The organism is Ottowia sp. (genome assembly GCF_047601385.1).
Classification (GTDB): Bacteria; Pseudomonadota; Gammaproteobacteria; order Burkholderiales; family Burkholderiaceae_C; genus Ottowia.
In genome coordinates this window covers 1,494,838-1,518,882 of the sequence record NZ_JASGJP010000001.1, presented here as the reverse complement: position 1 = coordinate 1,518,882, position 24,045 = coordinate 1,494,838, and the positions used below count along the sequence as shown (strand labels likewise).

General features: G+C 69.4%; 18 protein-coding genes and 1 pseudogene. 9 read left to right on the top strand and 10 right to left on the bottom strand.

Annotated elements, in window-relative coordinates:
* Position 1: 1 nt before the first annotated feature.
* Together paaI and paaK are read left to right on the top strand one after the other, a co-directional pair.
* Positions 2–454 (top strand): hydroxyphenylacetyl-CoA thioesterase PaaI, encoded by a 453-nt coding sequence (paaI, locus tag QM772_RS07360; protein ID WP_415135036.1) that lies wholly within the window; start codon positions 2–4, stop codon positions 452–454.
* A 28-nt stretch (positions 455–482) separates the two neighbouring features.
* Complete coding sequence (paaK, locus tag QM772_RS07355) at positions 483–1,784, top strand: phenylacetate--CoA ligase PaaK (RefSeq protein ID WP_415135034.1); 1,302 nt, start codon at positions 483–485, stop codon at positions 1,782–1,784.
* A 139-nt stretch (positions 1,785–1,923) separates the two neighbouring features.
* On the opposite strand, the gene QM772_RS07350 is transcribed toward paaK, so the two are convergent.
* The 4 genes and pseudogenes from QM772_RS07350 to QM772_RS07335 form a co-directional block, all read right to left on the bottom strand.
* Complete coding sequence (locus tag QM772_RS07350; RefSeq protein WP_415135032.1) at positions 1,924–3,051, bottom strand: DUF3108 domain-containing protein; 1,128 nt, start codon at positions 3,049–3,051, stop codon at positions 1,924–1,926.
* On the bottom strand, positions 3,036–4,844 hold the full coding sequence (locus tag QM772_RS07345; RefSeq protein ID WP_415135030.1) for a M61 family metallopeptidase: 1,809 nt from the start codon (positions 4,842–4,844) through the stop codon (positions 3,036–3,038). Before QM772_RS07345 ends, QM772_RS07350 begins: the two co-directional genes overlap by 16 nt.
* Before the next feature lie 230 nt (positions 4,845–5,074).
* A pseudogene (locus QM772_RS07340) lies at positions 5,075–5,789 on the bottom strand (DsbC family protein).
* A gap of 48 nt (positions 5,790–5,837) precedes the next feature.
* Positions 5,838–6,965, bottom strand: coding sequence for an FAD-dependent monooxygenase (locus QM772_RS07335; RefSeq protein ID WP_415135028.1), 1,128 nt, complete (start codon positions 6,963–6,965; stop codon positions 5,838–5,840).
* A gap of 54 nt (positions 6,966–7,019) precedes the next feature.
* Between QM772_RS07335 and QM772_RS07330 the strand changes: the two genes are divergently transcribed.
* From QM772_RS07330 to ychF, 6 genes are all read left to right on the top strand, one after another.
* Positions 7,020–7,889, top strand: coding sequence for an MOSC domain-containing protein (locus QM772_RS07330; protein ID WP_415135026.1), 870 nt, complete (start codon positions 7,020–7,022; stop codon positions 7,887–7,889).
* Between the two features lie 70 nt (positions 7,890–7,959).
* Positions 7,960–8,814: a BRO family protein gene (locus tag QM772_RS07325; protein WP_415135024.1), complete on the top strand. Its 855-nt coding sequence runs from the start codon at positions 7,960–7,962 to the stop codon at positions 8,812–8,814.
* Between the two features lie 52 nt (positions 8,815–8,866).
* Positions 8,867–9,196 (top strand): hypothetical protein, encoded by a 330-nt coding sequence (locus QM772_RS07320; RefSeq protein ID WP_415135022.1) that lies wholly within the window; start codon positions 8,867–8,869, stop codon positions 9,194–9,196.
* A gap of 71 nt (positions 9,197–9,267) precedes the next feature.
* Positions 9,268–11,004 carry a site-specific DNA-methyltransferase gene (locus tag QM772_RS07315; protein ID WP_415135020.1) on the top strand — a complete coding sequence of 579 codons (1,737 nt, stop codon included), beginning with the start codon at positions 9,268–9,270 and terminating at the stop codon, positions 11,002–11,004.
* Positions 11,005–11,007: 3 nt separating this feature from the next.
* Complete coding sequence (locus tag QM772_RS07310) at positions 11,008–13,569, top strand: DEAD/DEAH box helicase (protein WP_415135018.1); 2,562 nt, start codon at positions 11,008–11,010, stop codon at positions 13,567–13,569.
* Positions 13,570–13,750: 181 nt separating this feature from the next.
* Positions 13,751–14,845 (top strand): redox-regulated ATPase YchF, encoded by a 1,095-nt coding sequence (gene ychF, locus QM772_RS07305; RefSeq protein WP_415135016.1) that lies wholly within the window; start codon positions 13,751–13,753, stop codon positions 14,843–14,845.
* A gap of 21 nt (positions 14,846–14,866) precedes the next feature.
* On the opposite strand, the gene pdeM is transcribed toward ychF, so the two are convergent.
* The 4 genes from pdeM to QM772_RS07285 form a co-directional block, all read right to left on the bottom strand.
* Entirely contained in the window at positions 14,867–15,559 is a 693-nt protein-coding gene (pdeM, locus tag QM772_RS07300; protein ID WP_415135014.1) for a ligase-associated DNA damage response endonuclease PdeM, read from the bottom strand.
* Complete coding sequence (locus QM772_RS07295) at positions 15,556–18,228, bottom strand: ligase-associated DNA damage response DEXH box helicase (protein WP_415135012.1); 2,673 nt, start codon at positions 18,226–18,228, stop codon at positions 15,556–15,558. The genes pdeM and QM772_RS07295 overlap by 4 nt, the downstream gene beginning before the upstream one ends.
* 90 nt (positions 18,229–18,318) lie before the next feature.
* Positions 18,319–18,633 (bottom strand): MarR family winged helix-turn-helix transcriptional regulator, encoded by a 315-nt coding sequence (locus QM772_RS07290; protein WP_415139511.1) that lies wholly within the window; start codon positions 18,631–18,633, stop codon positions 18,319–18,321.
* A gap of 7 nt (positions 18,634–18,640) precedes the next feature.
* Positions 18,641–20,044: an L-lactate permease gene (locus QM772_RS07285; protein ID WP_415135010.1), complete on the bottom strand. Its 1,404-nt coding sequence runs from the start codon at positions 20,042–20,044 to the stop codon at positions 18,641–18,643.
* Positions 20,045–20,230: 186 nt separating this feature from the next.
* Here QM772_RS07285 and QM772_RS07280 point away from each other — a divergent pair, with 186 nt between their 5' ends.
* On the top strand, positions 20,231–20,773 hold the full coding sequence (locus tag QM772_RS07280; protein WP_415135008.1) for a helix-turn-helix domain-containing protein: 543 nt from the start codon (positions 20,231–20,233) through the stop codon (positions 20,771–20,773).
* Positions 20,774–21,207: 434 nt separating this feature from the next.
* Here the strand turns inward: QM772_RS07280 and QM772_RS07275 are convergent, their stop codons facing one another.
* Together QM772_RS07275 and QM772_RS07270 are read right to left on the bottom strand one after the other, a co-directional pair.
* Positions 21,208–22,947, bottom strand: coding sequence for an ATP-dependent DNA ligase (locus QM772_RS07275; RefSeq protein WP_415135006.1), 1,740 nt, complete (start codon positions 22,945–22,947; stop codon positions 21,208–21,210).
* Entirely contained in the window at positions 22,944–23,987 is a 1,044-nt protein-coding gene (locus QM772_RS07270) for a ligase-associated DNA damage response exonuclease (RefSeq protein ID WP_415135004.1), read from the bottom strand. The genes QM772_RS07275 and QM772_RS07270 overlap by 4 nt, the downstream gene beginning before the upstream one ends.
* Between the last annotated feature and the right edge of the window lie 58 nt (positions 23,988–24,045).

Below are 24,045 nucleotides of genomic sequence, written 5' to 3'. Positions count from 1 at the left end.
AATGAACGCACCCCTGAGCGATGCCGAGGCGCGCGACCTCGCGCGCCGCGTCGGCGAGTCGATGTACGCGGCCGACGCCGCCTCCAGGGACACGCTGGGCCTGGAGCTGGTGCGCTGCGAGCCCGGCCGCGCCACCATGCGCATGGCGGTGCGCCCGCTGCACCTGAACGGCCACAGGATCTGCCACGGCGGCTTCATCTTCACCCTGTCCGACTCCACCTTCGCCTTCGCCTGCAACAGCCGCAACCACGCCACCGTGGCCAGCGGCTGCTCGATCGAGTTCCTGCGTCCCGCGCACGAGGGCGACGTGCTCACCGCCGAAGGCGTGGAGCAGTCGCTGTCGGGCCGCCACGGCGTCTATGACATCCGCGTCAGCAACCAGAAGGGCCAGACGGTGGCGCTGTTCCGCGGCAAGAGCACGCAGATCAGCGGCACGGTGATCCCGGCCGAATAGACCACGAATAGACCACGAGGAGACACATATGAGCACCACCGACCTGCCGCTGGACCCCATCGAGAAGGCCAGCATCGACGAGCTGCGCGCCCTGCAATTGCAGCGGCTGCAAAAGACGCTGGCCCATGCCTACGCGAACTCGCCCGTCTACAAGGCCAAGTTCGACGCCGCCGGCGTGCACCCGGGCGACTGCAAGTCACTCGCCGACCTGGCGAAGTTCCCCTTCACCACCAAGAGCGACCTGCGCGACAACTACCCCTTCGGCATGTTCGCCGTGCCGCGCGCGCAGGTGGCGCGCGTGCACGCCAGCAGCGGCACCACCGGCAAGCCGACCGTGGTGGGTTACACGCTGAACGACATCGACACCTGGGCCGGCGTGGTGGCGCGCTCCATCCGCGCGGCCGGCGCGCGCCGGGGCGACATGGTGCACATCAGCTACGGCTACGGCCTGTTCACCGGCGGCCTGGGCGCGCACTACGGCGCCGAGAAGCTGGGTCTGACGGTGGTGCCCTTCGGCGGCGGGCAGACCGAGAAGCAGATTCAGCTCTTCCAGGACTTCCGGCCCGACATCATCATGGTCACGCCCAGCTACATGCTGGCGGTGTGCGACGAGCTGGAGCGCCAGAAGATCGACCCGCGCTCGCTCAGCCTGCGCATCGGCATCTTCGGCGCCGAGCCCTGGACCAACGAGATGCGCCAGGCCATCGAGGCGCGCATGGACATCGACGCGGTGGACATCTACGGCCTGTCGGAGGTGATGGGCCCGGGCGTGGCCAGCGAGTGCGTCGAGACCAAGGACGGCCCCACCATCTGGGAAGACCACTTCTACCCCGAGATCATCGACCCCGACACCGGCGCCGTGCTGCCCGACGGCGCGCAGGGCGAGCTGGTCTTCACCAGCCTGACCAAGGAGGCGCTGCCCATCATCCGCTACCGCACGCGCGACTTGACGCGCCTGCTGCCCGGCACCGCGCGCACCATGCGCCGCATCGAGAAGATCACCGGCCGCAGCGACGACATGATGATCATCCGCGGCGTGAACGTGTTCCCCACGCAGATCGAGGAGCTGATCTTGAAGAGCGCCGAGCTGTCGCCGCACTACCTGTGCGTGCTCACGCGCGAAGGCCCGCTGGACAACCTCAAGGTGCAGGTGGAGACCGCGCCCGGCGTCGATCCGCAGGGCAGCGCCGCGCGCGCGGCGGCCAGGCAGTTGCAGCACGAGATCAAGGTCCACGTCGGCAGCAGCGTGGAGATCGAGCTGAAGGGCGAGGGCGGCATCGAGCGCAGCGTGGGCAAGGCGCGGCGGGTGATGGATCTCAGACCGAAATAAGCTACCCCCAGACTTCACTCGCTTCGCGATGTTGCGCCTCCCCCCTGGAAGGGGGCGCACCCACTGGCCGGGGAAACCCCGGCCACGGGTGCACGGGCATGGCCTGCTCCGCGGCCATTCGTTTCGGCGGTGAAGCTGCTCAGCGCTGCTCGATGGTCTCCACCAGCAGGTCCAGGTAGGTGTCCTCGCTCTGCGTGATGCGGATGCGCACCGGCAGGTATTGCAGCGCGGGGGCGAACCACATCTCGGCCGTCAGCGGGCCGCGCGGCTTGTCCAGTCGGCGCGGCTTCAGGTGCCAGGCGGCGACGGGGCCCAGGCGCGGCAGGTGCAGGGTTTCCTCGCCCACCACGTCGTAGGTCCACTCGTCCACGCCGCCCGGCCGCGCCAGCGCGAAGCGGATCTGCACGCCGGGCGCCGGCTGTATCTGCCCGGTGGCGAAGCGGTGGCCCAGTGCGACGAACTGGCTGGCCGTGTCCTGCACGTCGGGCGGGCGCGCCACGCGCTCGCCGTTGTTCAGCCGCAGTTCGCCCGCGTCCAGCCGCACGCCGCGCCGGCGCTGGCGCACGGTCTCCTCGTACACCTCGGGGTGCAGGCCGGCGGCGGTGATCTCGCCCTGGCTGCTGAAGGCCAGCGAGGCCAGCAGCCCGGCGCTCATCTCCACCACCGCCTGGTAGCGCGTGCCGGCGCGCTGCCACAGCACACGGGCGCTGCCGTGCAATTCGCCCCGGTAGTTGCCGCCCAGCTTGTAGGTCAGGCGCGTGTCGCTCGGCCAGGTGGCCAGGAAGGCGGGCTCGGGGGCGCTGGCGGCGGGTTGCGGCTCGGATGCGGGCTCGGGCGCGGGCGGGGCGGGTTCTGGCGCTGGCTTGGCCTGGGCCAAGGCTTCGGGTTCCGGCGCGGCTGGCGTGTCGGGCGGCGCTTCCGCGAGCGCCGCACTGGCGGGGGCATCCGGCGCGGCAACCGCTTCAGCAGCGGGCGCTTCTTTCACTCTCTTTTTAGGAGCTGCTCGCGCCCGCCGGATAAGCGCTGAGGGCCGATTAGGCTTGGATACCGAGGGCTCGGCGGGCGGCGGTGCCGCCACGGGGGCGGGCGTTTCGGGCGCGATGGCGCGGGTGTAGAAGGGCGGCGCCATCGCTTGCAGCAGGCTGGGCGCTTGCAGCATGCGTTGCAGCAGCGCCAGGGCCAGCGCGTGCAGCAGCAGGGCGAGCAGCAGCGACGCCAGCAGCGGGCCGCGCGCCGAGAAGCCGCGTGAGGTCAGCGGCCCGGCCACGCGCGCTCGCCTGCGCCCTCGCGCGGGCGCAGGCGCCAGGTGGTGGCTGCGCGCGGCAGCGCCAGCGGCAGCCGCAGCAGGCGCTGGTCGCGCGCGACGAGGGCGGTGACCTGGCGCGCCGCGCCGGCGTACAGGGGCAGCTCGTCCAGGCGCGCCAGGCGCCAGCCTTCGGGCGCGGCGCCTTTGCGCGGCGGCAGTTCCACGCCCAGCCATTCGTCGCCGGCGGCCATGCCGGCCCGGGCGGCGGGGCCGCCGGCCAGCACCACCTTCAGCGTGATGCCGCCGGCGCCTTCGGCCACGCGCAGGCCGAGCGCCTGCGCCCATTGCGAGGGCTCTTCGCGCACTTCGACGCCGTGCGCGTGCAGCAGGTCCTTCAGCGGCAGCTCGCCGGTGCCGTGCACCCAGGCGGCGATCTCGCGCTCGAAGCCGCGGCCGCCCAGCTCGGCCAGCACGGCGGCGAAGTCGTCCTCGCGCATCGGGCCGCCGGCGCAGCGCCGCCACAGCGCGCGCATGGCGTCGTCGAGCGTGGCGCGGCCTTCCTGGCGCAGGGTGAGGTCGAAGCACAGCGCCACCAGCGCGCCCTTGGTGTAGTAGCTGATGGTGCTGTTGGGCGTGTTCTCGTCGGGGCGGTAGTAGCGCACCCAGGCGTCGAAGCTGGCCTGCGCCACCGACTGCGCGTGGCGCCCGGGCGCCTGCAGCACCTGGTTGGCGGTCTTGGTGAGCAGCTTGAGGTAGGCGGCGTCGTCGATCAGGCCGGCGCGGCGCAGCAGCAGGTCGTCGTAGTAGCTGGTGAAGCCTTCGAAGAACCACAGCAGGCGGGTGTAGTTCTCGCGCGCGTAGTCGACGCGCGCGAACTCGGCCGGGCGCAGGCGCTTGACGTTCCAGGTGTGGAAGTACTCGTGGCTGACGAGGCCCAGCAGGGTGACGTAGCCGTCGCCCACGGCGGCGGCGCCGGCGGGCGCGCCGTGGCGCGGCAGGTCGGCGCGGTTGCAGATGAGGGCGGTGCTGGCGCGGTGCTCCAGGCCGCCGTAGCCGTCGTGCACGGCGTTCAGCATGAAGACGTAGTGCGGCATCGGCGGCGGCTTGGCGCCGTGCCAGAAGCGGATGGCGGTCTCGCAGATCTTCTGCGCGTCGCGCAGCAGGCGCTCGCCGTCGAACGAGGCCGGCGCGCCGGCGACGACGAAGCGGTGCGGCACGCCGGCGGCGGTGAACCGGCCGGACCAGAACGCGCCCATTTCCACGGGGTGGTCCACCAGTTCGTCGTAGTCGGCCGCCTGGTAGCGGCCGAAGCCGCGCCGGTCCACCCGCGCGGGCGTCATGGCGGTGGCCAGCTGCCAATCGCGTTGGTGGTGGCGCTGCGCGGCGGGGGGCGGCACGGTGAGCGCGTGCGCGCCGTCTTCCTGGCCGTGCACGCGCAGCAGCAGGCTGGTGCCGTTGAAGAAGCCGCGCTGCGCATCCAGCCACGCGGTGCGCACCGAGTCGTCGAAGGCGTGCACGGCGTAGCGCAGCACCAGCGGGCGGCGCGGGTCGCAGGCGATGTCCCAGGTGGCTTTGTCGATCTGTTCCACGGCGCGCGGCGCGCGGCCCTGGCTGGCGCGCAGGCCGCTGAGGTGGCGCGCGAACTCGCGGATCAGGTAGCTGCCGGGGATCCAGGCCGGCAGCGACACGCGCTGCGTTGCGGCGGGGCGGGCGATGGCGAGTTCGACCTCGAAGCGGTGCGCGGCGGCGTCGGCCACGCGCACCGTGTAGTGCACGGGGGCGGGGGGCGGGGGGGAGGCGGCGGCCCGCGTCATGTCAGTGCGCGGTGCGCGGGTGATTTGGCATACTCAGTGGGAGTAATGGTGTGCCAGCGCCCGGCTGGAAAGCGCTGGTGGCCGATGGGGTGTAGGAGTATGTGGAAAGCCCGTCGTTTCGGTTTTCCATGCCAGCGCACCCGTGGCCGGGGTTCCCCCGGCCAGTGGGCGCGCCCGCTGGAGGGGGGATGCCGCAACATCGCGCGGCGAGTGGGGCAGCGGGGGCGGGTTCATTTCAACTGCTGCTCGATCTGCTGCGCGTTGATCGCGCCCGGGATGCGCGTGCCGTCGGCGAAGATCAGCGTCGGCGTGCCGGTGATGCGGTGCTTCTTGGCGAACTCCAGGTTGGCGTTCAGCGCCTCGGTGTTGCAGATGGCGTTGCCCTTGGGGGCGATGTCGCGCACCATCCAGTCGGTCCAGGTCTTGGCCTTGTCGGCGCTGCACCAGAATCTGGCGCGACTTGGTGGCCGAGTCGTCGCCCAGGATCGGGATCAGGAAGAAGTGCACGGTGACGTTGTCCACCTTCTGCAGGTCTTTCTCGAAGCGCTTGCAGTAGCCGCAGTTGGGATCCTCGAACACCGCCAGCCTGCGCTTGCCGTTGCCGCGCACCACGGTGAAGGCGTTCTTCAGCTCCAGGCTGCCGAAGTCGACGGCGGAGAGCTTGTTGACGCGCTCCTCGGTCAGGTTCTTCTTGGCGCGCAGGTCCATCAGGCTGCCGTGGATGAAGAAGTTGCCCTCGGCGTCGGTGTAGAAGATGTCGGTGCCCACGCGCACCTCGTACAGGCCGGGCATGGGCGTCTTGCTGATCTCGTCGATCTGGGTCAGGCCGGGCACTTGCGCGAGCAGGTTCTTGCGGATGGCGGCTTCCTGCGCGCCGGCGAGCAGGGGCAGCGCCAGCGCGGCGGCCAGCGCGGCGTGCAGGAGGTGGGCGGGGCGGAGTTTCATGAAGGGTGCCGGGGTAGGGTGATGGATCAGGGTGGAGCCTGAAGAGGCTCAGGCGGTTCCCATCGCCAGCCGGGCGATGCGGGATTTCAGCGGGCCGCTGGCGTCGAACGCGGCCATGCCCCAGTTGCGCAGCGCGGCGGCGGCGGGCCCAGGGCGGCCGAAGAGCTGCTGCAGGCCGTCGGTGGCCAGGCGCATGCGCAGCCAGTCGCCCTGGCGCGCGCGCTCGTAGCGGCGCAGCAGCTTCGGGTCGGCGGGCGAGCGCCAGGGCTCGCGCGCGGCCAGCACGCGCGCCAGCCCGGCGGCGTCGCCCAGGCCCAGGTTCAGGCCCTGGCCGGCCAGCGGGTGCATGGCGTGCGCGGCGTCGCCGGCCAGCGCGAAGCTGGCCTGCGGCCGGCCGGGCATGCGGCCCACCCAGCGCCGCGCGCCGGCGCGCACCAGCGGCCAGCAGGCGCGCGGGGCGATCAGGTGCAGCGCGCCCAGCACGCCGCCGCTCAGCTCGAACAGGCGCTCGGCGAAGGCGCCGTCATCCAGCGCCATCAGCTCGGGCGCGCGGTCCTGGCCGGCCGACCACACCACGGCCGCCTGGCGGCCCGCCGGGCCGCCCAGCGGCAGGAAGGCCAGCACGTCGCCCTCGGGCGTGAACCACTGGCGCGCGGTCTGGTCGTGCGGGTATTCGCAGGCCAGCCGGGTGGCGATGGCCTGCTGCGGGTAGCGGGTGACGTCGAACTCCACGCCCAGCTCGGCGCGCGTTCTGCTCACGCGGCCCTCGCACACCACGGTGAGCGGCGCGGGCACGGGATGCGGCAGCACCTCGATGCCGGCCTGGAAGCCCACCGCGTCGGCCAACTGGCGCTCCAGCGCCGGCACGTCCACGATCCAGTTCAGCGCCGGCACGCCCTGCGCGGCGGCGTCGAAGCGCACCGCGCCGTCGCCGTCGCCATGCACCTGCATCGCCAGCACCGGAGTGGCGGCCGGCTCGCCGGGCCAGCAGCGCACGCCTTCCAGCACCTGGCGCGCGGCGGGGCTGAGGGCGTAGGCGCGCACGTCGGAAGCGGCGGGGTCCGGCGACGGCGCGGCTACCAGCGCCACGCGCAGGCGCTCGCGCGCCAGCAGCAGGGCCAGCGTGCGGCCGACGATGCCGGCGCCGCGGATGCAGATGTCGGGGGAAGCGCCCATGCGAGGCATTGTAAAAGCCGACAATACGAGGCTTTGCCGCGATCCGCCCCCTTCATGTCCACGCCTGAATCCGATATCCACGCGACCATCGCGCGCCTGTTCGTCCACCCCGTCAAGTCCTGCGCCGGCGTCGAGCTGACCGAAGGCCGGTTGGTCGAAACCGGCCTGGACCTCGACCGCGCCTGGATGGTGGTGGACGCCGAGGGCCGCTTCGTCAGCCAGCGCGAGCTGCCGCGCATGGTGCTGGTGCAGCCGCGCATCAAGGCGCTGGAGGTGGTGCTGCGCGCGCCCGGCATGCTGGCGCTGCACATGGGGCTGAACGAGGTCGAGAAGCCCGCCCGCGCCACCGTGTGGCGCGACACCGTGGACTGCTGGGACATGGGCGACGTGGCCGGCCAATGGTTCAGCGACTTCCTGGGCCAGCCGGGGCTGCGGCTGGTGCGCTTCGACCCCGAGGTGCGGCGCCTGGCCTCGCGCACCTGGACGGGCGAGCTGGAGGCGCCCGTCGAGTTCGCCGACGGCTTTCCGCTGCTGGTGGCCAGCACCGCCTCGCTGCGCGAGCTGAACGAGAAGCTGCAAGCCGCCGGCCACGCGCCCGTGGGCATGGAGCGCTTCCGGCCCAACCTGGTGCTGGACGGCCTTGAGGCGCAGGACGAAGACCGCCTGGCCGAACTGCGCATCGCCAGCCGCGACGGCGAGGTGGTGCTGCGCCCCGTCAAGCCCTGCCCGCGCTGCCCCATCCCCAACGTGGACCCGGCCACCGGCACCACCAGCCCCGAGGTAATGGACATGCTCGGCACCTACCGCGCCAACCCGGTGGTGGACGGCGCCATCGCCTTCGGCATGAACTGCGTCATCGTGCGCGGCGCGGGCCACCGGCTGCGCGTGGGCGATGCGGTGGCGGGCGACTGGAAGTTCGATTGATATGGATTTGATAGCTGCTGGCGCTTGATGGACGGGCGCTGGAGGCCGATCTGGTATTGGAGAAAGCCCTGTGAGCGACCAACCCGGCAAGATCAAGCTCTTCGAGTCCCAGCAGGTGCGCGCCGAATGGGATGCGGAGAACGAAAAGTGGTGGTTTTCCATCCTGGATATCGTTGCCATCCTCACTGACCAGCCGGACTACAAGAAGGTCAGGAACTACTGGAAGTGGCTGAAAAGCAAGCTGATCGCCGAAGGCAGCCAGTTGGTTAGTGCCACTAACCAACTCAAGTTGAGAGCCGCCGACGGCAAGCGTTACAAGACCGACGTGGCCGACACCGAGCAAATCCTGCGTCTGGTCCAGTCCATCCCCAGCAAGCGCGCCGAACCTTTCAAGCTGTGGCTGGCGCAGGTGGGCAGCGAGCGGCTGGACGAAACGGTGGACCCGGAGCTGTCCATCGACCGTGCCATCCAGAACTACCGCCGCCTGGGCTACAGCGAGAGCTGGATCAACCAGCGCATCAAGTCCATCGAGGTGCGCAAGGCGCTGACCGACGAATGGGACAAGGCCGGCGTGCAGCGCGGGCAGGAGTACGCTGCGCTCACCGACCTGATGAGCAAGACCTGGGCCGGCATGAGCACGCGCGAATACCGGCAGCACAAGGGCCTGAAGAAAGAAAACCTGCGCGACAACATGACCAACACCGAACTGGTGCTGAACATGCTGGCCGAAGTCGCCGCCACCGACATTTCGCTGGTGCGCAACCCGCAGGGCTTCGACGAGAGCGCACAGGTCGCGACCGAAGGCGCGAAAACCGCCAAGGCGGCGCGGCTGCAACTGGAGAAAAGCACCGGCAAGCCCGTGGTGAGCGCCTTGAATGCGAAGAAGCTAGGAGCGCGGCAACTGGCAGGAAAGAAAGCCAAATGAGCTATTTCTGGAAGTGGCGATTCATTGAAACATGCGTTTCGGGGAGGGACGGATGTCCACACTGAAAAACTTGATTGAGCAGACGCGGGCGCGTGATCCGCAATTGGCAGCAGACTTGCAACGGGAGTTCGACGCTCTGGCTGTGCGTTTGCCGTTTGGTTTGAATTTCGAGCGGCACAGGCCCGAAGTGGTGGAGTTGCCCAATCGAGCGCTGCGCAAGGGAGACAAGGTGCGGGTGCTGCCGCCGCGCGGCAGCAACGAAAGGCGCGACCTGAGTCTGTGGCGGGTGCAGAAGCTGGACAAGGCCAGTGGCACGGCAACGCTCTTGCCGCTTGACGCCTCACAAGCCGCGGCGATATTTCTTCGCAACCAAGAATTATAACATGCGATGACCTGATTGTCGTTGCTGAATTTCGAGACACGATTTATCCAGGTTTTGTTTCTACCGGCTGCGTGAAACGTGGCGGCGCAAAGCCCAGCCACACCGTCATCAATGGCGAGAATTACCACGTCCTGAAAGCCTTGACGTGGACGCATCGCGGCAAGGTCGATGCGATTTACATCGACCCGCCCTACAACACCGGGGCGAAAGACTGGAAGTACAACAACGATTACGTCGAGGCCGATGACTTGTATCGGCACAGCAAGTGGCTGGCCTTCATGGAGCGGCGCTTGCTGCTGGCGCGGGAGTTGTTGAACCCGGCGGATTCGGTGCTGATCGTCACCATTGACGAGAAGGAATACCTGCGGCTGGGGTTGTTGCTGGAACAGGCATTTCCAGAGGCAGCCATACAAATGATTTCCTCGGTCATCAACCCGAAGGGGACAGGTAGGTCGGGTGATTTTGCAAGAACGAACGAATTTCTGTTTTTTGCCCGTTTGGGGACAGCAAAGGTAAGCGGAAGACTGGACGAAGATGCGGTGGGGACCGAAGTTAGTTGGGAAACCATGCGGCGTCGGAACCTCGCTTCGGTGCGTGGAAGAAGAGGACGAGGTGCATGCGGTCCAAATCAGTTCTACCCGATATTTGTTGATGAAAAAACAGGCGCAATTGTTGGGCGTGGAGCGCCGGTATCTGTAGACATTCCGCGCGAATCAATCAAGCCACCTAAGGGGGCTGTTGCTGTTTTCCCGGTACGTTCCGACGGAACGGAAATGAACTGGGAGTACACCGATACTGCATTTGATAATTGGTGGCCACAGGGGCTTATCCGTGCCAACGGGAAGAAGGATGAACCTCAGCCATACATCATTCAACATTTGCCGAACAAGGTGAGAAGCGAAATAGCTGGCGGAGTCGCAGTTATCGAAGGGAGGCGAGCTGATGGATCGGTCATTGCAAATTATGTCGATGCAACTTCGAAGCATGTAACGACTCAATGGGATTTCACTTCTCATAGTGCGGAGCATGGTGGAACAGGAGTTCTCAAGCATGTTATTCCGGACAGGAAGTTTCCATTTCCAAAGTCGCTGTACGCCGTCGAAGACGCACTACGCTTCTTCGTGGCGAACAAGCCCAATGCCATCGTGCTGGACTTCTTCGCCGGCTCCGGCACCACCGCGCACGCGGTCATGCGCCTGAACAAGCAGGACGGTGGCAATCGCCAGTGCATCTCCGTCACGAATAACGAAGTCGGCGCGGACGAGCAGAAGAAACTGCGTGACCAGGGCTGGCGCCCCGGCGATCCCGAGTGGGAGCAATGGGGCATCTGCGACTACATCACCAAGCCGCGCGTGCAGGCATCTATCACCGGCAAGACGCCCGAGGGCGAACCGATACGCGGCGATTACAAGTTCACCGATCAATTCCCAATGGCCGATGGCTTCGCCGAGAACGCCGAGTTCTTCACCCTGACCTACGAAAGCCCGATCGCCGTGCGCCACAACGCCGCGTTTGCGCGCATTGCGCCGCTGCTGTGGCTGCGTGCTGGCAGCTTTGGTGCCCGCATCGACACCCTGCCGGAAGGCGGCTTCGCCGTGGTCGAATCCTATGGCCTGCTGGACGACGTGGATTGCGCCACGCCTTTCATCAAGTCGGTGCTGCAACAACCCGGCTTGCGCGTGGCCTACATCGTCACCGACGACGACCGCCGCTTTCAGTCCATCGCCCAGCGCCTGCCGCAGGGGGTGGAGGCGGTGCGGCTGTATGAGTCGTACCTGACCAACTTTGCCTTTGCCAGCGGGGAGTGAGCGATGAAATTCACCTTGAAGGACTATCAGACCGAGGCCGTGGGCGAAGTGCTGCAACGCTTGCAGGAGGCGCGTGAGGATTGGCAGGGCAAGCGCAAACGCAAATCCGCCTTCTCGCTCACGGCACCCACCGGCGCGGGCAAGACGGTGATGGCCGCAGCAGTGTTCGAGGCGCTGCTGCATGGCGATGACAACCTGGACTTTGATGCCGACCGGGGCGCGGTGATTCTGTGGTTCAGCGACAACCCTTCGCTCAACGAGCAGACGCGGTTCCGGCTGATGGATTCGTCGGATCGGTTGAACAGCACGGAAATGGAGGTGGTGGAGTACCCGTTCAACCGGGCGAGGTTTCAGGCCGGGAAGATTTACTTCCTCAACACCCAGAAACTCGGCAAAGGCAGCCTGCTGGTGCGCGGCTTCGAGGAGGAGGGCGGCTTTCCGGAAATGCGGCCCGATGCGCAGGCGCATACCTTGTGGGACACGCTCAAGAACACCATCGAGGACGAATCGCTCACGCTGTACCTGGTGCTGGACGAGGCGCATCGCGGCATGCGCGAGGAGGCTGGGCGCAAGACGCTGGTGCAGCGCCTCATCAACGGCGACAAGGGCGTGCCGGGCATTCCGGTGGTGTGGGGCATTTCGGCCACGGTGGAGCGGTTCAATACCGCGATGGAGACTGCGCAGGGCCACATTCGCCTGCCGGATGTGAGGGTGGACAGCTCGCGTGTGCTGGATTCGGGCTTGTTGAAAGACACCGTGGCGTTGGCGATTCCTGACGATGAAACCGGCGGTTTCGACACGGTACTGGTGGGCCGTGCGGCCGACAAGCTGCGCGAATCCGCGCAGGCATGGGCCGACTATGCGGCGCAGCAGGCCAACGGCGAAAGCGTTGCGCCGCTGATGGTGTTGCAGGTGGAAGACAAGCCCAACCCGGCGGACATTGCCAAGCGGCTGGATGCGATCTTCGAGCGGTGGGACGATCTGCCGCCCGATGCCGTGGCGCATGTGTTTGGCGAGCACAAGGAGGAGCAATTCGGCCAATACAAGGTGCCATACATCGCGCCCGAGCGCGTGCAGGGCGCAAGCTGGGTGCGCGTGCTGCTGGCCAAGAACGCCATCAGCACGGGCTGGGACTGCCCGCGTGCGGAGGTGATGGTGTCGCTTCGCGCCGCGCAAGACAAAACGCATATCGCGCAGTTGCTGGGCCGCATGGTGCGTACGCCGCTGGCGCGGCGCATTCCGGGCAATGACCGGCTCAACACCGTGGATTGCCTGTTGCCGAAGTTTGACAAGGCCACGGTGCATGAGGTGGTGCATGCACTGCAAACCGGCAGCGAGTTGCAGCCAGGTTTTGGTCGGGTGCTGGTGAACCCGGCGGAGATGAAGCCCAACCCGAGCGTGCCCGACGCGGTGTGGCACAAGCTGGAGTCCCTGCCTTCGCAAATGCGACCGCAGCGCGGCGCGAAGCCGCCAGTGCGCCTGACAGCGCTGGCGCACGAGTTGGCATCCGATGGTTTGTTGAAGGACGCAGGCAAGCAGGCGCATGCCCACTTGCACGCATGGCTGGACGACTTCATTCAAACGCATGCGGATGAGTTCGCCAAGAAGCGCGCAACGGTCGCCGCCGTGGAGGGCAAAACCATCATCGCCAACCTGCAAGACGCAGGCGCGAAGGAGGGAACTTTTGTAGAGAAAGCCGACGCAGCGGTATGGGACGCGGCCTACCGGCTTGCAGCCCGCACCTTCAGCCCGGACATTGCCCGCACCTACACGCAGGCGCGGGCACAGCGCCATGCGTGCAACGCTGGCGAAGACTACGTGGATGCGCTGCTTCAGGCGCGTGAGGACGTTGCCGCGCTGGGCCTGATGGCCGATCTGAAGGCGCCGTTCGACGCCGAAGCGACAAACCTCTCGGATGTGTGGCTGCGGGAATTTCACGACGCCATCAAACAGCTTGCCGACGATCGGCAGGACGCCTACCGGCAAATCACCGCATTGAGCCTCAAGGCGCAGGACGTGGACCTGTCCCGGCCCGTTTCGCGCCTGGAAATGACCGCCGCCAGCGAGGGCGGGAAGGTGACGGCGTTTGCCGTCTTCCCGCACCATCTGCTGTGTGACGGCAAGGGCTTGTATCCCGCCGAATTGAACGGCTGGGAAACCCGTGTGCTGGATTCGGAGATGAGCCGCGAGGGCTTCCTGTGCTGGTATCGCAACCCCAATCAGCCCTCGCAGGACTCACTGGGCATCGCCTATATGGAGGAGGGCGAGGTGAAGATCGTGCGTCCGGATTTTCTGTTCTTCGTGGAAGAAGCGGACGGCTCGATCACGGTGGATATCGTCGATCCGCACGATCCTGGGCGGGCCGATGCGCTGCCGAAGTTGCGAGGGCTTTGCCGCTATGTAGAAGCGCATGGCGGGATATTCCGGCGCGTCGAATCCGTGGCCGAGGTCAAGGGCAAACTGCGTGCGCTCGACTTGAGCCGTGCCGAAGTGCGTAACGCTATTGCGGAAGCTGAAGGCGCAAGCAGCTTGTACGCAGGCGTTCTGGCGGTCGACTACCGATAAGGACTGGCTAAGCATCACCGGCCTCAGTGTGCAAGGGCTGGCTTATAGATATGAATTCGATAGCTGCCAGCGTTTGCCAGATAAGCGCTGGAGGCCAATTCGACCGTGAATCTCCGGCCAGGCGCCGCGCACGCGGCCGGTAGAATCAGCGATTCCCCGCCAACCCCCTGAAAGCCCCGACATGAGCCTGCAATGCGGCATCGTGGGCCTGCCCAACGTGGGCAAGTCCACCCTGTTCAACGCCCTGACCAAGGCCGGCATCGCCGCCGAGAACTACCCCTTCTGCACCATCGAGCCCAACACCGGCGTGGTCGAGGTGCCCGACCCGCGCCTGGCGGCGCTGGCCGACATCGTCAAGCCCGAGCGCGTGCTGCCGGCCATCGTCGAGTTCGTCGACATCGCCGGCCTGGTGGCCGGCGCCAGCCAGGGCGAGGGCCTGGGCAACCAGTTCCTGGCGCACATCCGCGAGACCGACGCCATCGTCAATGTGGTGCGCTGCTTCGAGGACGCCAACGTCATCCACGTCGCCGGCAAGGTGGACCCGATCGCCGACATCGAGGTGATCCAGACCGAGCTGTGCCTGGCCGACCTGGGCACGGTGGACAAAGCCTTGCAGCGCTACACCAAGGCCAGCAAGAGCGGCAACGACAAGGAGGCCGCCGCCATGGTCAAGCTGCTGGGCCCGGTGCAGGCGGCGCTGAACGAAGGCAAGCCGGTGCGCACGCTGGAGCTGAGCAAGGAAGAACAGGCGCTGTTCAAGCCCCTGTGCCTGATCACCGCCAAGCCGGCGATGTTCGTCGGCAACGTCAGCGAGGACGGCTTCGAGAACAACCCGCTGCTGGACCGCCTGAAGGACTACGCCGCCAGCCAGAACGCCCCCGTGGTGGCCATCTGCGCCAAGATGGAAGCCGACATGGCCGAGATGGGCGACGAGGACAAGGCCATCTTCCTGGCCGAGATGGGCCAGACCGAGCCGGGCCTGAACCGCCTGATCCGCGCCGCCTTCAAGCTGCTGGGCCTGCAAACCTACTTCACCGCCGGCGTGAAGGAAGTGCGCGCCTGGACCATCCACATCGGCGACACCGCCCCGCAGGCGGCCGGCGTGATCCACGGCGACTTCGAGCGCGGCTTCATCCGCGCCCAGACCATCGCCTTCGACGACTACATCCAGTACAAGGGCGAGCAGGGCGCCAAGGACGCGGGGAAGATGCGCAGCGAGGGCAAGGAGTACGTCGTCAGGGATGGGGACGTGATGAACTTCTTGTTCAACGTCTGACCGCAAAACGCCGCGAACGATCTAGCCCTCTTCCGGCAGCGCCCACACCCTCCCCGCGCCCACCGCGTAGCAGCGCGTGCCGGGCGCCGCCGCCACGCGCTGGCCACCGGTGAAGGCGCCGAAGGCGGGCAGCACCAGGCGGCCGGGCTGGTGCACGAAGCAAGGCAGGCGCAAGCCGTCGCGGCCGCGCGCGTGCAGGTGCACCACCGGATGCCAGTGCCCGGCCAGCGCGGTGGCGCCGGGGGCGGCGCGCGGGGCGGCTTCGGGGTGGTGGCAGGCGGCCAGGGGGCCCAGGGCCAGCGGTTCGTCGGCCAGGTCGATGGCCAGCGCGGCGGGCGGATCGCCGGCGCGGCGGTCGTGGTTGCCGCGCACCAGGGTCATCGCCACGCCGGCGTGGCAGATGCGCCAGTCGCGCAGCGCGGCCAGCACGGCGGGGTGGTGGCTTTCGGGGCCGTGCAGGAAGTCGCCCAGGAACACCAGGCGCGCGGCGGCGTGCGCGCCGAGCAGGGCGGAGAGCGCGTCCAGCGTCTCGCCCGTGGTGCCCTCGGGCACCGGCAGGCCGTGGGCGCGGAAGGACGCGGCCTTGCCCAGGTGCACGTCGGCCACGAACAGCGTGCGCGCCTCGGGCCACCAGACGGCTTTCTCGGGCAGCAGCTCGACGCGGGCCGCGCCCAGGTCCAGCGGGTAGGTCACGCGCGTGGGGCCGGTGCTCATGGGCGCGCCTTTCGCAGCCGACGGGCGCGGCGCGCTTTGCCGGCAGCGGCATCGCCCGCCGGCGCCTCGCCGTCCGACAGGCGCAGCGCCTCCTGCACCGACTGCGCACCCTCGTCCCCGGCAGCCGCGCCGCCGGCCGCGCGCTCCAGCTCGGCCACCATGCGCGCGATGCGCTCGGCCAGCGGCTCGTTCGACAGGCGTTCGCGCAAGCGCTCCACCATCAGCGGAAAGGCGAAGGGCGTGGCGCGCGCCAGCGCGTGCACCGACAGCGCCTGCCCCCGCATGCGTTGCAGCGTGGCGGCCAGGCGGTCGATGTCCAGCTCCTGGTCCAGCAGCTCCTGCCGCGCCTGCGCCAGCAGCTGGTTGCCGGGGTCGTGCTTCTGGAACACCTCGTAGTACAGCGTGGCGCTGGCCTGCAACTGGCGGGCCGAGCGGCGCTCGCCCGGGTGGCTCTGGAAGATCAGCCCGGCGATGCGCGCGATCTCGCGGAAGCGCCGGCGCGCCAGCTCGCCGGCGTTCAGGCTGTCCAGCACCTCGGCCAGCAGGCGCGGGCGGCGGCCGGCGGCCGCGTCGGCGGGCGCCTCGGTCGGCAGGGCGATGAGCGCGGGCAGCAGCGCCGCCCAGTCGATGGGGCGGGCCGACAGCAGTTCCAGCCCGTAGTCGTTCACCGCCATCGAGAAGGTGCCCTGCGCCTGCCGCGCCGCGCGCCAGGCCAAGAGACCGGCCAGGCCGATGTGCACCTGCCGCCCGGCGAAGGGGTAGAGGAACAGGTGCCAGCCCTCGCGGCTCTTCAGCGTCTCGGCCAGCAGGGTGCCGGGCGTGGGCAGGGCCGACCAGCGCTGTTGCAGCGCCAGCAGCGGCGCGGCATGGCGCATCTCGGGGCTGCCCAGCTCGCCGCGCGCGGCGGCGGCCAGCTCGCGCACCAGCGCCTCGGCCAGGGTGGACGACAGCGGCATGCGCCCGCCGCCCCAGCGCGGCAGCGCGGCGCGGCGCGCGGGCGCCAGGCGCACCTGGGCCGTCATCTCGTGCACGCGCACCAGCGCCAGCAGGCGGCCGGCGAACAGGAAGGCGTCGCCCGGCTTCAGGCGCGCGATGAAGCTCTCTTCCACCGTGCCCAGCCGCCCGCCGCCGACGAACTGCACCGTCACCGCCGCGTCGCTGACGATGGTGCCGATGTTGCTGCGGTGCCGGCGCGCCAGCCGGGCGTCGGGCACGCGCCACACGCCTTCGTCGTCGCCCTCACCGTCGGGTACCACGCGGTGGAAGTCGGGGTAGGCGGCCAGCGAGGGGCCGCCGCGCCGCACGAAGTCCAGGCACCACTGCCACGCCTCGGGCGACAGGCCCGCGTAGGCGGCGGTGCGGCGCACCTCGGCGTACAGCGCCTCGGGCCTGAAGCCGCTGCCCAGCGCCACCGTCACCAGGTGCTGCACCAGCACGTCGAGCGGCGCGCGGGGCGTGTGGCGCTGCTCCACCTGGCCGGCGCGCACGGCGGCGCGGGCGGCGGCGGCTTCCACCAGCTCCAGGCTGTGCGTGGGCACCAGGGTGATGCGCGCCGGCCGCCCCGGCGCGTGGCCCGAGCGCCCGGCGCGCTGCAACAGCCGCGCCACGCCCTTGCACGAGCCGATCTGCAACACGCGCTCCACGGGCAGGAAGTCCACGCCCAGATCCAGGCTGCTGGTGGCCACCACCGCCTTCAGCCGGCCGTGCTTGAGGCCGTGCTCCACCCAGTCGCGCACGCCCTTGTCCAGCGAGCCGTGGTGCAGCGCAATGGCGCCGGCCAGGTGCGGGCGCGCGGCGATCAGCGCCTGGTACCAGCGCTCGGCCTGCGAGCGCGTGTTGGTGAACACCAGGGTGGAGCCGCTGCCCTCGATGGCCTCGGCCACGCGCGGCAGCATCTGCAAGCCCATGTGGCCGGCCCAGGCGAAGCGCTCCACGCGCTCGGGCAGCAGGGTGTCGATCAGCACCTGCTTGGCGACTTCGCCCTGCGCCAGCGCGGGTGCGGGCGGCGGCGCAGCGGCGTCGGGCGCGGGCAGCAGGGTGCGCAGCGCCTCGTCCAGGTTGCCCAGCGTGGCCGACATGCCCCACACCATCAGCTCCGGGCGCCAGCCGGACAGGCGAGCCAGCGCCAGCTGCACCTGCACGCCGCGCTTGTTGCCCATCAGCTCGTGCCACTCGTCCACCACCACCAGGCGCACGCTGCCCAGCAGCTCGCGCGCGTCGGCGCGCGCGATCAGCAGCGACAGGCTTTCGGGCGTGGTCACCAGCAGCGTCGGCAGGCGGCGGGCCTGCGCGGCGCGCTCGCCGCTGGGGGTGTCGCCGGTGCGCAGGCCGCTGCTCCACTGCGGCGCCAGATCGGGCAGCGGCGCTTGCAGGGCGCGCAGCGTATCGGCCGCCAGCGCGCGCATGGGGGTGAGCCACAGGATGGTGAGCGGGGGCGCCTTTGCTTCTTTTTTTATAGCTGTTTGCGCAATATCCACAGGCGCTGGAGCCGAAAAACGCTCCAGAATGCCGAGCCAAACGGCCAGCGTCTTGCCGGCGCCGGTGGTGGCGTGCAGCAGGCCCGAGCGGCCTTCGGCAATGGCGCGCCACACCTGCCGCTGGAAAGCGAACGGCCGCCAGCCGCGCGCGGCGAGCCAGGCGGTGGCGAGGGCGAAGGTGCGGGCAGGCATGGGCCTTCGATTTCACCCCGATTCCTGTTCTCGCGCTGCCGGACAGCGCCCCGCCGCCTTGTCCGGGGGAGCCCGTGCGGCGCGCGCCGCCTACGGGCCCGTCCGCCCCTTGCGGGCTTGCGTCGGCGGCAGCAGCGCCGCGCCGCCGTGCGCCTTCAGCGCGGCACCCAGCGCCTGTTCATGTCGGGCAGCGCGCCTTCCTACGCAGGCGCGCCCTTGCTCGGTCAGCACCGTGTAGACGCCGCGCTTGTCGTCCGGGAACAGGTCGCGCACGGTCAGGCCGGCGCGCTCCTGGCGCTCGACCATGCGCGACACCGAGCTCTGGTTCAGGCCCAACAGCGCGGCCAGCTCCTGCATGCGCAGCTCGCCGTCCTGCGACCGCGTTTGCGAGCTCGGAGGTCGAATGTCCGGCTCAACCGGAAAACACGTTCAACAACGCGGCCATCGAGCCTGCGAGCTGCGTGTTGACCGCTGCCAGCGCGGCAACGACCACGAAGCTCACGAGCAAAACCGTCGTCTGAATCCAGCGACGATGGCCGGCGGCGTCCGCGGGCGACAACTGGACGGCCATCTCGATCTTGCCGGGCGAGCCCATCAGCAGGAAGGCGGCGCAGACGTTGTGCACCGCGATGAACCCCAGCACGTCCACCCCGAGCGATCGGGCGATCGCTGCCTGCGTGGTGGCGAACATCGCGTTGGCCCCGCTGTTGGACCCCGTGACGAAGCCACCCATCGCACCGACAAAGGGGGCGGCCACCAGATAGAGCGATCCGGTTTGTGCCAGCGTCTGCGCCAGGAATGCGGCCATGCCTGAGACGGCCATCAGGATGCCCAGGACGATGAACAATCCCGTCACCGAAGCCACCTTCGTCCAGGATGACCATGCGCGCTGGCTGACTTCTCGTGCTGGCAGGCCGCGAGCGAACCAGACCGCGGCGACGAACAGCCACAGCGCGGGCGAGGCCACGTAACGCCAGTTCTCGGACAACCCAGCTATCCGCACGATGGCGCCAGCGACCAGCACCCCGCCCAGCAGGACGGCATAGCTCCAGAGAGAGCGACGACCAGGTCCGCTCAGCACGGTGGCCGCACCGCGTCTGCTTCCACGCACCAGATGCAGCGCGATCACGGCCAGCGCGCCCAGCGCCCCGGCAGGTGCAGTGCCGAACAGGATGTTGGCAGCCAGCACCGCAACCGTCAGGACGATGCCGGAAAGCGTGCCTTGCACGATGGCCGCAGCACGCCCCTCGCGCGAGCTGGCGAGCCAGGCCGCGGCAACGCCCGTCACGACGAACGGCACGATGCTAAGGACCGCGGACGCCACGCCCAGGTCATGGAACGGCACGCCGGACATGGTGGCCGCGATCAGCGTGCCCGGCCCCATCGATCCCCACGGCACGGCGCACAGCCCCAGCAGGCCGATGACCGCCACCTTGCGGGCCGGCAGGCCGAAGTGCGCCAGCAGCGGAATGCCGATGGTGACGCCGATGCCGAACCCGGTCAGCGATTCGGCAAAGGGCGTGATGCCATGCACGACCAGCAGCACCGCGCCCACGCCCTGGCCGGCCCGCCCGCGCACCCAGTCGGCCAGCACGGCCTGGCCCCCGGCCTGACGCAGGACTTCGGACAGCAGCAGCCCGCCGCCGACGATCAACAGCACTTCGACCAGGATGGGCACCCAGCGCACCACGGCCGGCGCGACGCTTTCCATGGGAACCGGGAACGCCAGCAGGATGGCCAGCGCGGCGGACGCCACGCCGAGGAATGCGGCATACAGGGATCGAACCCCAAAGACGAGGGCCAGAATGGTGGACAAGACAGGTAAGGCGGCTAGTAAGGTAGACATGGCGAGACTCGGATTGCAGATAAGCAATATTATTTGCTGATCTGCAAATAGTCAACCGAGCGGCATGTCTGCGATGCCGCCGGCGAATAGCGAATGCGAAAACCCTTTTGCTAATATGCAAAAATTCGTCGATGGGGGTCCGGTTTGGAAAATGCATTGCAAGAGCAGGACGTCCGTTTCGGCGATGCGGTGCGCACGCGCCGCACGCGCCTGGGCGTCACCCTTGACCAGTTGGCCGAGACAAGCGGCGTGTCGGCCGCAGCCCTCTCGCGCGTCGAGCGCGGCCTGCTGAGTCCCAGCCTGCGCAACGCCGTTGCCATCGCCCGGGGACTGGGCTGCGAACTCGGAGAGTTGGTGGAGCGCGAAGGCGCGCAAGTGACCCGCGCAGGCGAGAACCTGCGGTTCTTCGATGAAACCACCGGCATCGAACGGCTGGCGCTGGCCCGCCCGAGCCCCGATGTCGAACTGCTCGCCTACACCGTCCCGGCAGGCGCGACATCAAGCCGATTCGCGGCGCACGAACCTGGAGCCCGCGAGATATTCCATGTCCTTTCCGGGCGCCTGGAGATCCATACGTCGCGGGAAACCATCACGCTCAATGCGGGTGACACCGCCACCTTGCGCGTGGATTCGGAGCACTGGTTCAAGGGCATTGCGAAGGGGCCGACGCGCATCATCCTCACGGTGCTCGGCCCTTGACCTCGTTCATTGGTTCTTTCTGGCGCGCCTGAAGCCCCGGTCTCTCGCCATGAACGCCTCCGGCATAGGCCGGATCAAATCGAACCCGTGCGCCGCCGAACATGCGATGGCTTCCTTCACGCGGAAGCGCGGCGCCTGCGCGCTTTCAGCCTGGTGCTGTCGGCCAGCTTCAGCCAGACCACGCCACGCCGGCGAGGCTGACCGCCAGCCAGAACGCCTGTACCGCAGTGAGCGGCTGCTTGAGCAGCACGCTGCCGAGCACCGCCGCGCCCACCGAGCCGATCTGCATGCATATTGATGCCGATGGAGGTCTGCCTGTGGCAGCACTCTCGCTGGTCGGCGCAGTGTCCGCGCAGCCGGCCGGCTCATGAAGCGGAACTAGGTTGGCGTCATCCGGCGCGGCCAGCCCTTGGAGCGGGCGCGCGGCCGTCGCCTCACGGTGCGGGCAGCAGCGCCTGCAACGCGGCCAGCGTGTCGGCCTCTTCCACGGGCTTGTCTTGCCGCCAGCGCAGCATGCGCGGGAAGCGCACGGCGATGCCGCTCTTGTGGCGGCCGGAGCGGGCGATGCCCTCGAAGCCCAGCTCGAACACCAGCGTGGGCCGCACGCTGCGCACGGGGCCGAAGCTCTCCTGCGTGGTGCGGCGCACGATGGCGTCCACGCGCGCGATCTCGGCGTCGGTCAGGCCCGAGTACGCCTTGGCGAAGGGCACCAGGGTGCGGCCGGCGTCCTCGGGCGGGCCGCTCCAGACGGCGAAGGTGTAGTCGGTGTACAGGCTGGCGCGCCGGCCGTGGCCGCACTGGGCGTAGAGCAGCACGGCGTCCACGCGCATGGGGTCGATCTTCCACTTCCACCACAGGCCGGCGTCTTTGGTGCGGCCGGTGCCGTAGCGCGCGTCCAGGCGCTTGAGCATGAAGCCTTCGGTGCCCAGGCGGCGCGCGGCCTCGCGCTGGCGCGCGAGATCCGCCCAGGTGGCGCCGTGCACGCGCGGGCTGAGGTGCAGCGCGGGCGCGGGGTGGGCGGCGAGCAGCGCCTCCAGCCGCGCGCGGCGTTCGTGCTGGGGCAGCGCGCGCAGGTCGGCGCCGGCGGCTTCCAGCAGGTCGTAGGCCAGCAGGGCGGCGGGCTGATCGCGCAGCACCTTGGGCGTGAGCGTCTTGCGGCCGATGCGCTTTTGCAGCGCGGCGAAGGGGCGCACGCTGCCGGCCAGCACGCTGGCGGCGTCGGCTGCATTTTTTGAATCAAATCGGCCTCCAGAGCTTGTCTGGCAAGCGCTGGCAGCTACTGATTCAGGAGCATTCCAGACCACGATCTCGCCGTCGATCACGGTGCCGTGGGGCAGCGCGCTCGCCGCCTGCGCGAGTTCGGGGAAGCGCTCGGTGATCAGCTCCTCGCCGCGCGACCACAGCCACGCCTGGCCGTCGCGCCAGACGAGTTGCGCGCGGATGCCGTCCCACTTCCACTCCACCAGCCAGTCGGCGGGCGGGCCGAGCTGGGCGTCGAAGCGCTCGGGCGGCTCGTTCAGCGGATGCGCCAGGAAGAAGGGGTAGGGCTGGCCGCCGCGCGCATCGCCGGCAGCGGGCGCACCGGGCGGGGCGATGAGGGCGGCGAGGTCGGCCGCGCCGGGCTGCGCGCCCACCCCCGTGTAGCCCATCAGGCGCTGGGCGACGAGCTTGGCGTCCAGCCCGCCCACGGCGGCCAGCGCCTGCGTGACCTGCAAGCGCGACACGCCCACGCGCAGCGCGCCGGTGATGAGTTTGAGGTAGGGCAAACGCTCGCTCGGCGCCAACCGCCGCCACTGCGCCAGCAGCCGCGCGCGCTGCGCCTCGGGCGGCAGGCCGCGCAGGGGCAGCAGCTCGTGCGTCATCCACTCGGCCAGGCCGCGCGCGTCGTGCGCGGTGGGCTCGGGCAGCAGCAGGCTGATGGTCTCGGCCAGGTCGCCCACGGCCTCGTAGCACTCGTCGAACAGCCATTCGGGGATGCCCGCCGCCTCGCGCGCCAGTTCGCGCAGCACGCGCGTGGGCACCAGCTGGCGCGGCTTGCCGCCAGCGAGGAAATAGACGGCCCAGGCCGCGTCTGCCGGCGGCGCCTCGCGCAGGTAGGCTTGCAGCGCGGCCTGCTTGGCGCCGCTGGCGGTGCTGGCGTCGAGCGCGTGGTAGAGCCGGGCGAAGCGGTTCACGCGGGCGGCTCCTCGGGCGTGGGCGCATCGTCATCTTCGTGGCCGTACTCGGTGCTGAAGGCTTCGGCGCGCAGGCCCTGCTCGGTGAGCCAGCGCACCATCACCGGCACCTGGCCGTGGGTGACGATGACGCGTGCGGCCCCGGTGGCGGCGATGGCGCGTTGCAGGCCGGGCCAGTCGGCGTGGTCGCTGAGGGCGAAGCCCCGGTCCACCCCGCGCCGGCGGCGCGTGCCGCGCAGCCGCATCCAGCCGGAGGCGAAGGCGTCGGAGTGCTCGCCGAAGCGGCGCAGCCAGGGCGTGCCGGCGGCCGAGGGCGGGGCGACGACCAGCGCGCGCGACAGCGCGGCCTGGTCGATGCCGGCGTCCGTCACGCGGTGGGTGGGCGGCAGCGCCACGCCGCTGGCGCGGTAGGCGTCGTTCAGCATTTCCACCGCACCGTGGCAGACGAGGGGGCCGATGCTGGTGTCCACTCCCGCCAGCACGCGCTGCGCCTTGCCGAAGGCGTAGGCGTACAGCACGCTCGGGCGGTCGGCGGCGGCGTTGGCGCGCCACCAGGCGTCGATGTCGGCGAACAGGCGCGCGGGCGCCGGCCAGCGGTAGATGGGCAGGCCGAAGGTGGATTCGGTGATGAACACGTCGCAGCGCACCGGCTCGAAGGGCGCGCAGGTGGGGTCGGGGTCGAGCTTGTAGTCGCCCGAGGCGACCCACACGCGGCCGCCGTATTCCAGCCGCACCTGGGCCGAGCCCAGCACGTGGCCGGCCGGGTGCAGCGACACGCGCACGCCGCCCACGTCCACCGCCTCGCCGTAGGCCAGCGTTTGCAGCGAGATGCCGGCGCCCAGGCGCGCGCGCAGGATGCGCTCGCCATCGCGCTGCGCCAGCAGGTGCGCATGGCCGCGCCGCGCGTGGTCGGCGTGCGCGTGCGTGATGACGGCGCGCTCGACCGGGCGCCAAGGGTCGATGTGGAAGTCGCCCGCCGGGCAGTACAGGCCGCGCGGCGTGGCGACCACCAGGTCGTCGGGCGGGGCGGCGGGCGGCATGGGGCATTGTGGGCGCTTACCGCCGGGGCGTCTGTCGGACGGGGCGCCGGGGGCGTTC

What these genes read in the sequence shown, in the direction of transcription:
- paaI (WP_415135036.1), top strand. Translation starts at nt 2, where the DNA reads ATGAACGCACCCCTGAGCGATGCCGAGGCGCGCGACCTCGCGCGCCGC.
- QM772_RS07320 (WP_415135022.1), top strand. Translation starts at nt 8,867, where the DNA reads ATGTCCACACTGAAAAACTTGATTGAGCAGACGCGGGCGCGTGATCCG.
- QM772_RS07295 (WP_415135012.1), bottom strand. Translation starts at nt 18,228, where the DNA reads ATGCCTGCCCGCACCTTCGCCCTCGCCACCGCCTGGCTCGCCGCGCGC.
- pdeM (WP_415135014.1), bottom strand. Translation starts at nt 15,559, where the DNA reads ATGAGCACCGGCCCCACGCGCGTGACCTACCCGCTGGACCTGGGCGCG.
- QM772_RS07335 (WP_415135028.1), bottom strand. Translation starts at nt 6,965, where the DNA reads ATGGGCGCTTCCCCCGACATCTGCATCCGCGGCGCCGGCATCGTCGGC.
- QM772_RS07345 (WP_415135030.1), bottom strand. Translation starts at nt 4,844, where the DNA reads ATGACGCGGGCCGCCGCCTCCCCCCCGCCCCCCGCCCCCGTGCACTAC.
- QM772_RS07270 (WP_415135004.1), bottom strand. Translation starts at nt 23,987, where the DNA reads ATGCCGCCCGCCGCCCCGCCCGACGACCTGGTGGTCGCCACGCCGCGC.
- QM772_RS07310 (WP_415135018.1), top strand. Translation starts at nt 11,008, where the DNA reads ATGAAATTCACCTTGAAGGACTATCAGACCGAGGCCGTGGGCGAAGTG.
- ychF (WP_415135016.1), top strand. Translation starts at nt 13,751, where the DNA reads ATGAGCCTGCAATGCGGCATCGTGGGCCTGCCCAACGTGGGCAAGTCC.
- paaK (WP_415135034.1), top strand. Translation starts at nt 483, where the DNA reads ATGAGCACCACCGACCTGCCGCTGGACCCCATCGAGAAGGCCAGCATC.
- QM772_RS07330 (WP_415135026.1), top strand. Translation starts at nt 7,020, where the DNA reads ATGTCCACGCCTGAATCCGATATCCACGCGACCATCGCGCGCCTGTTC.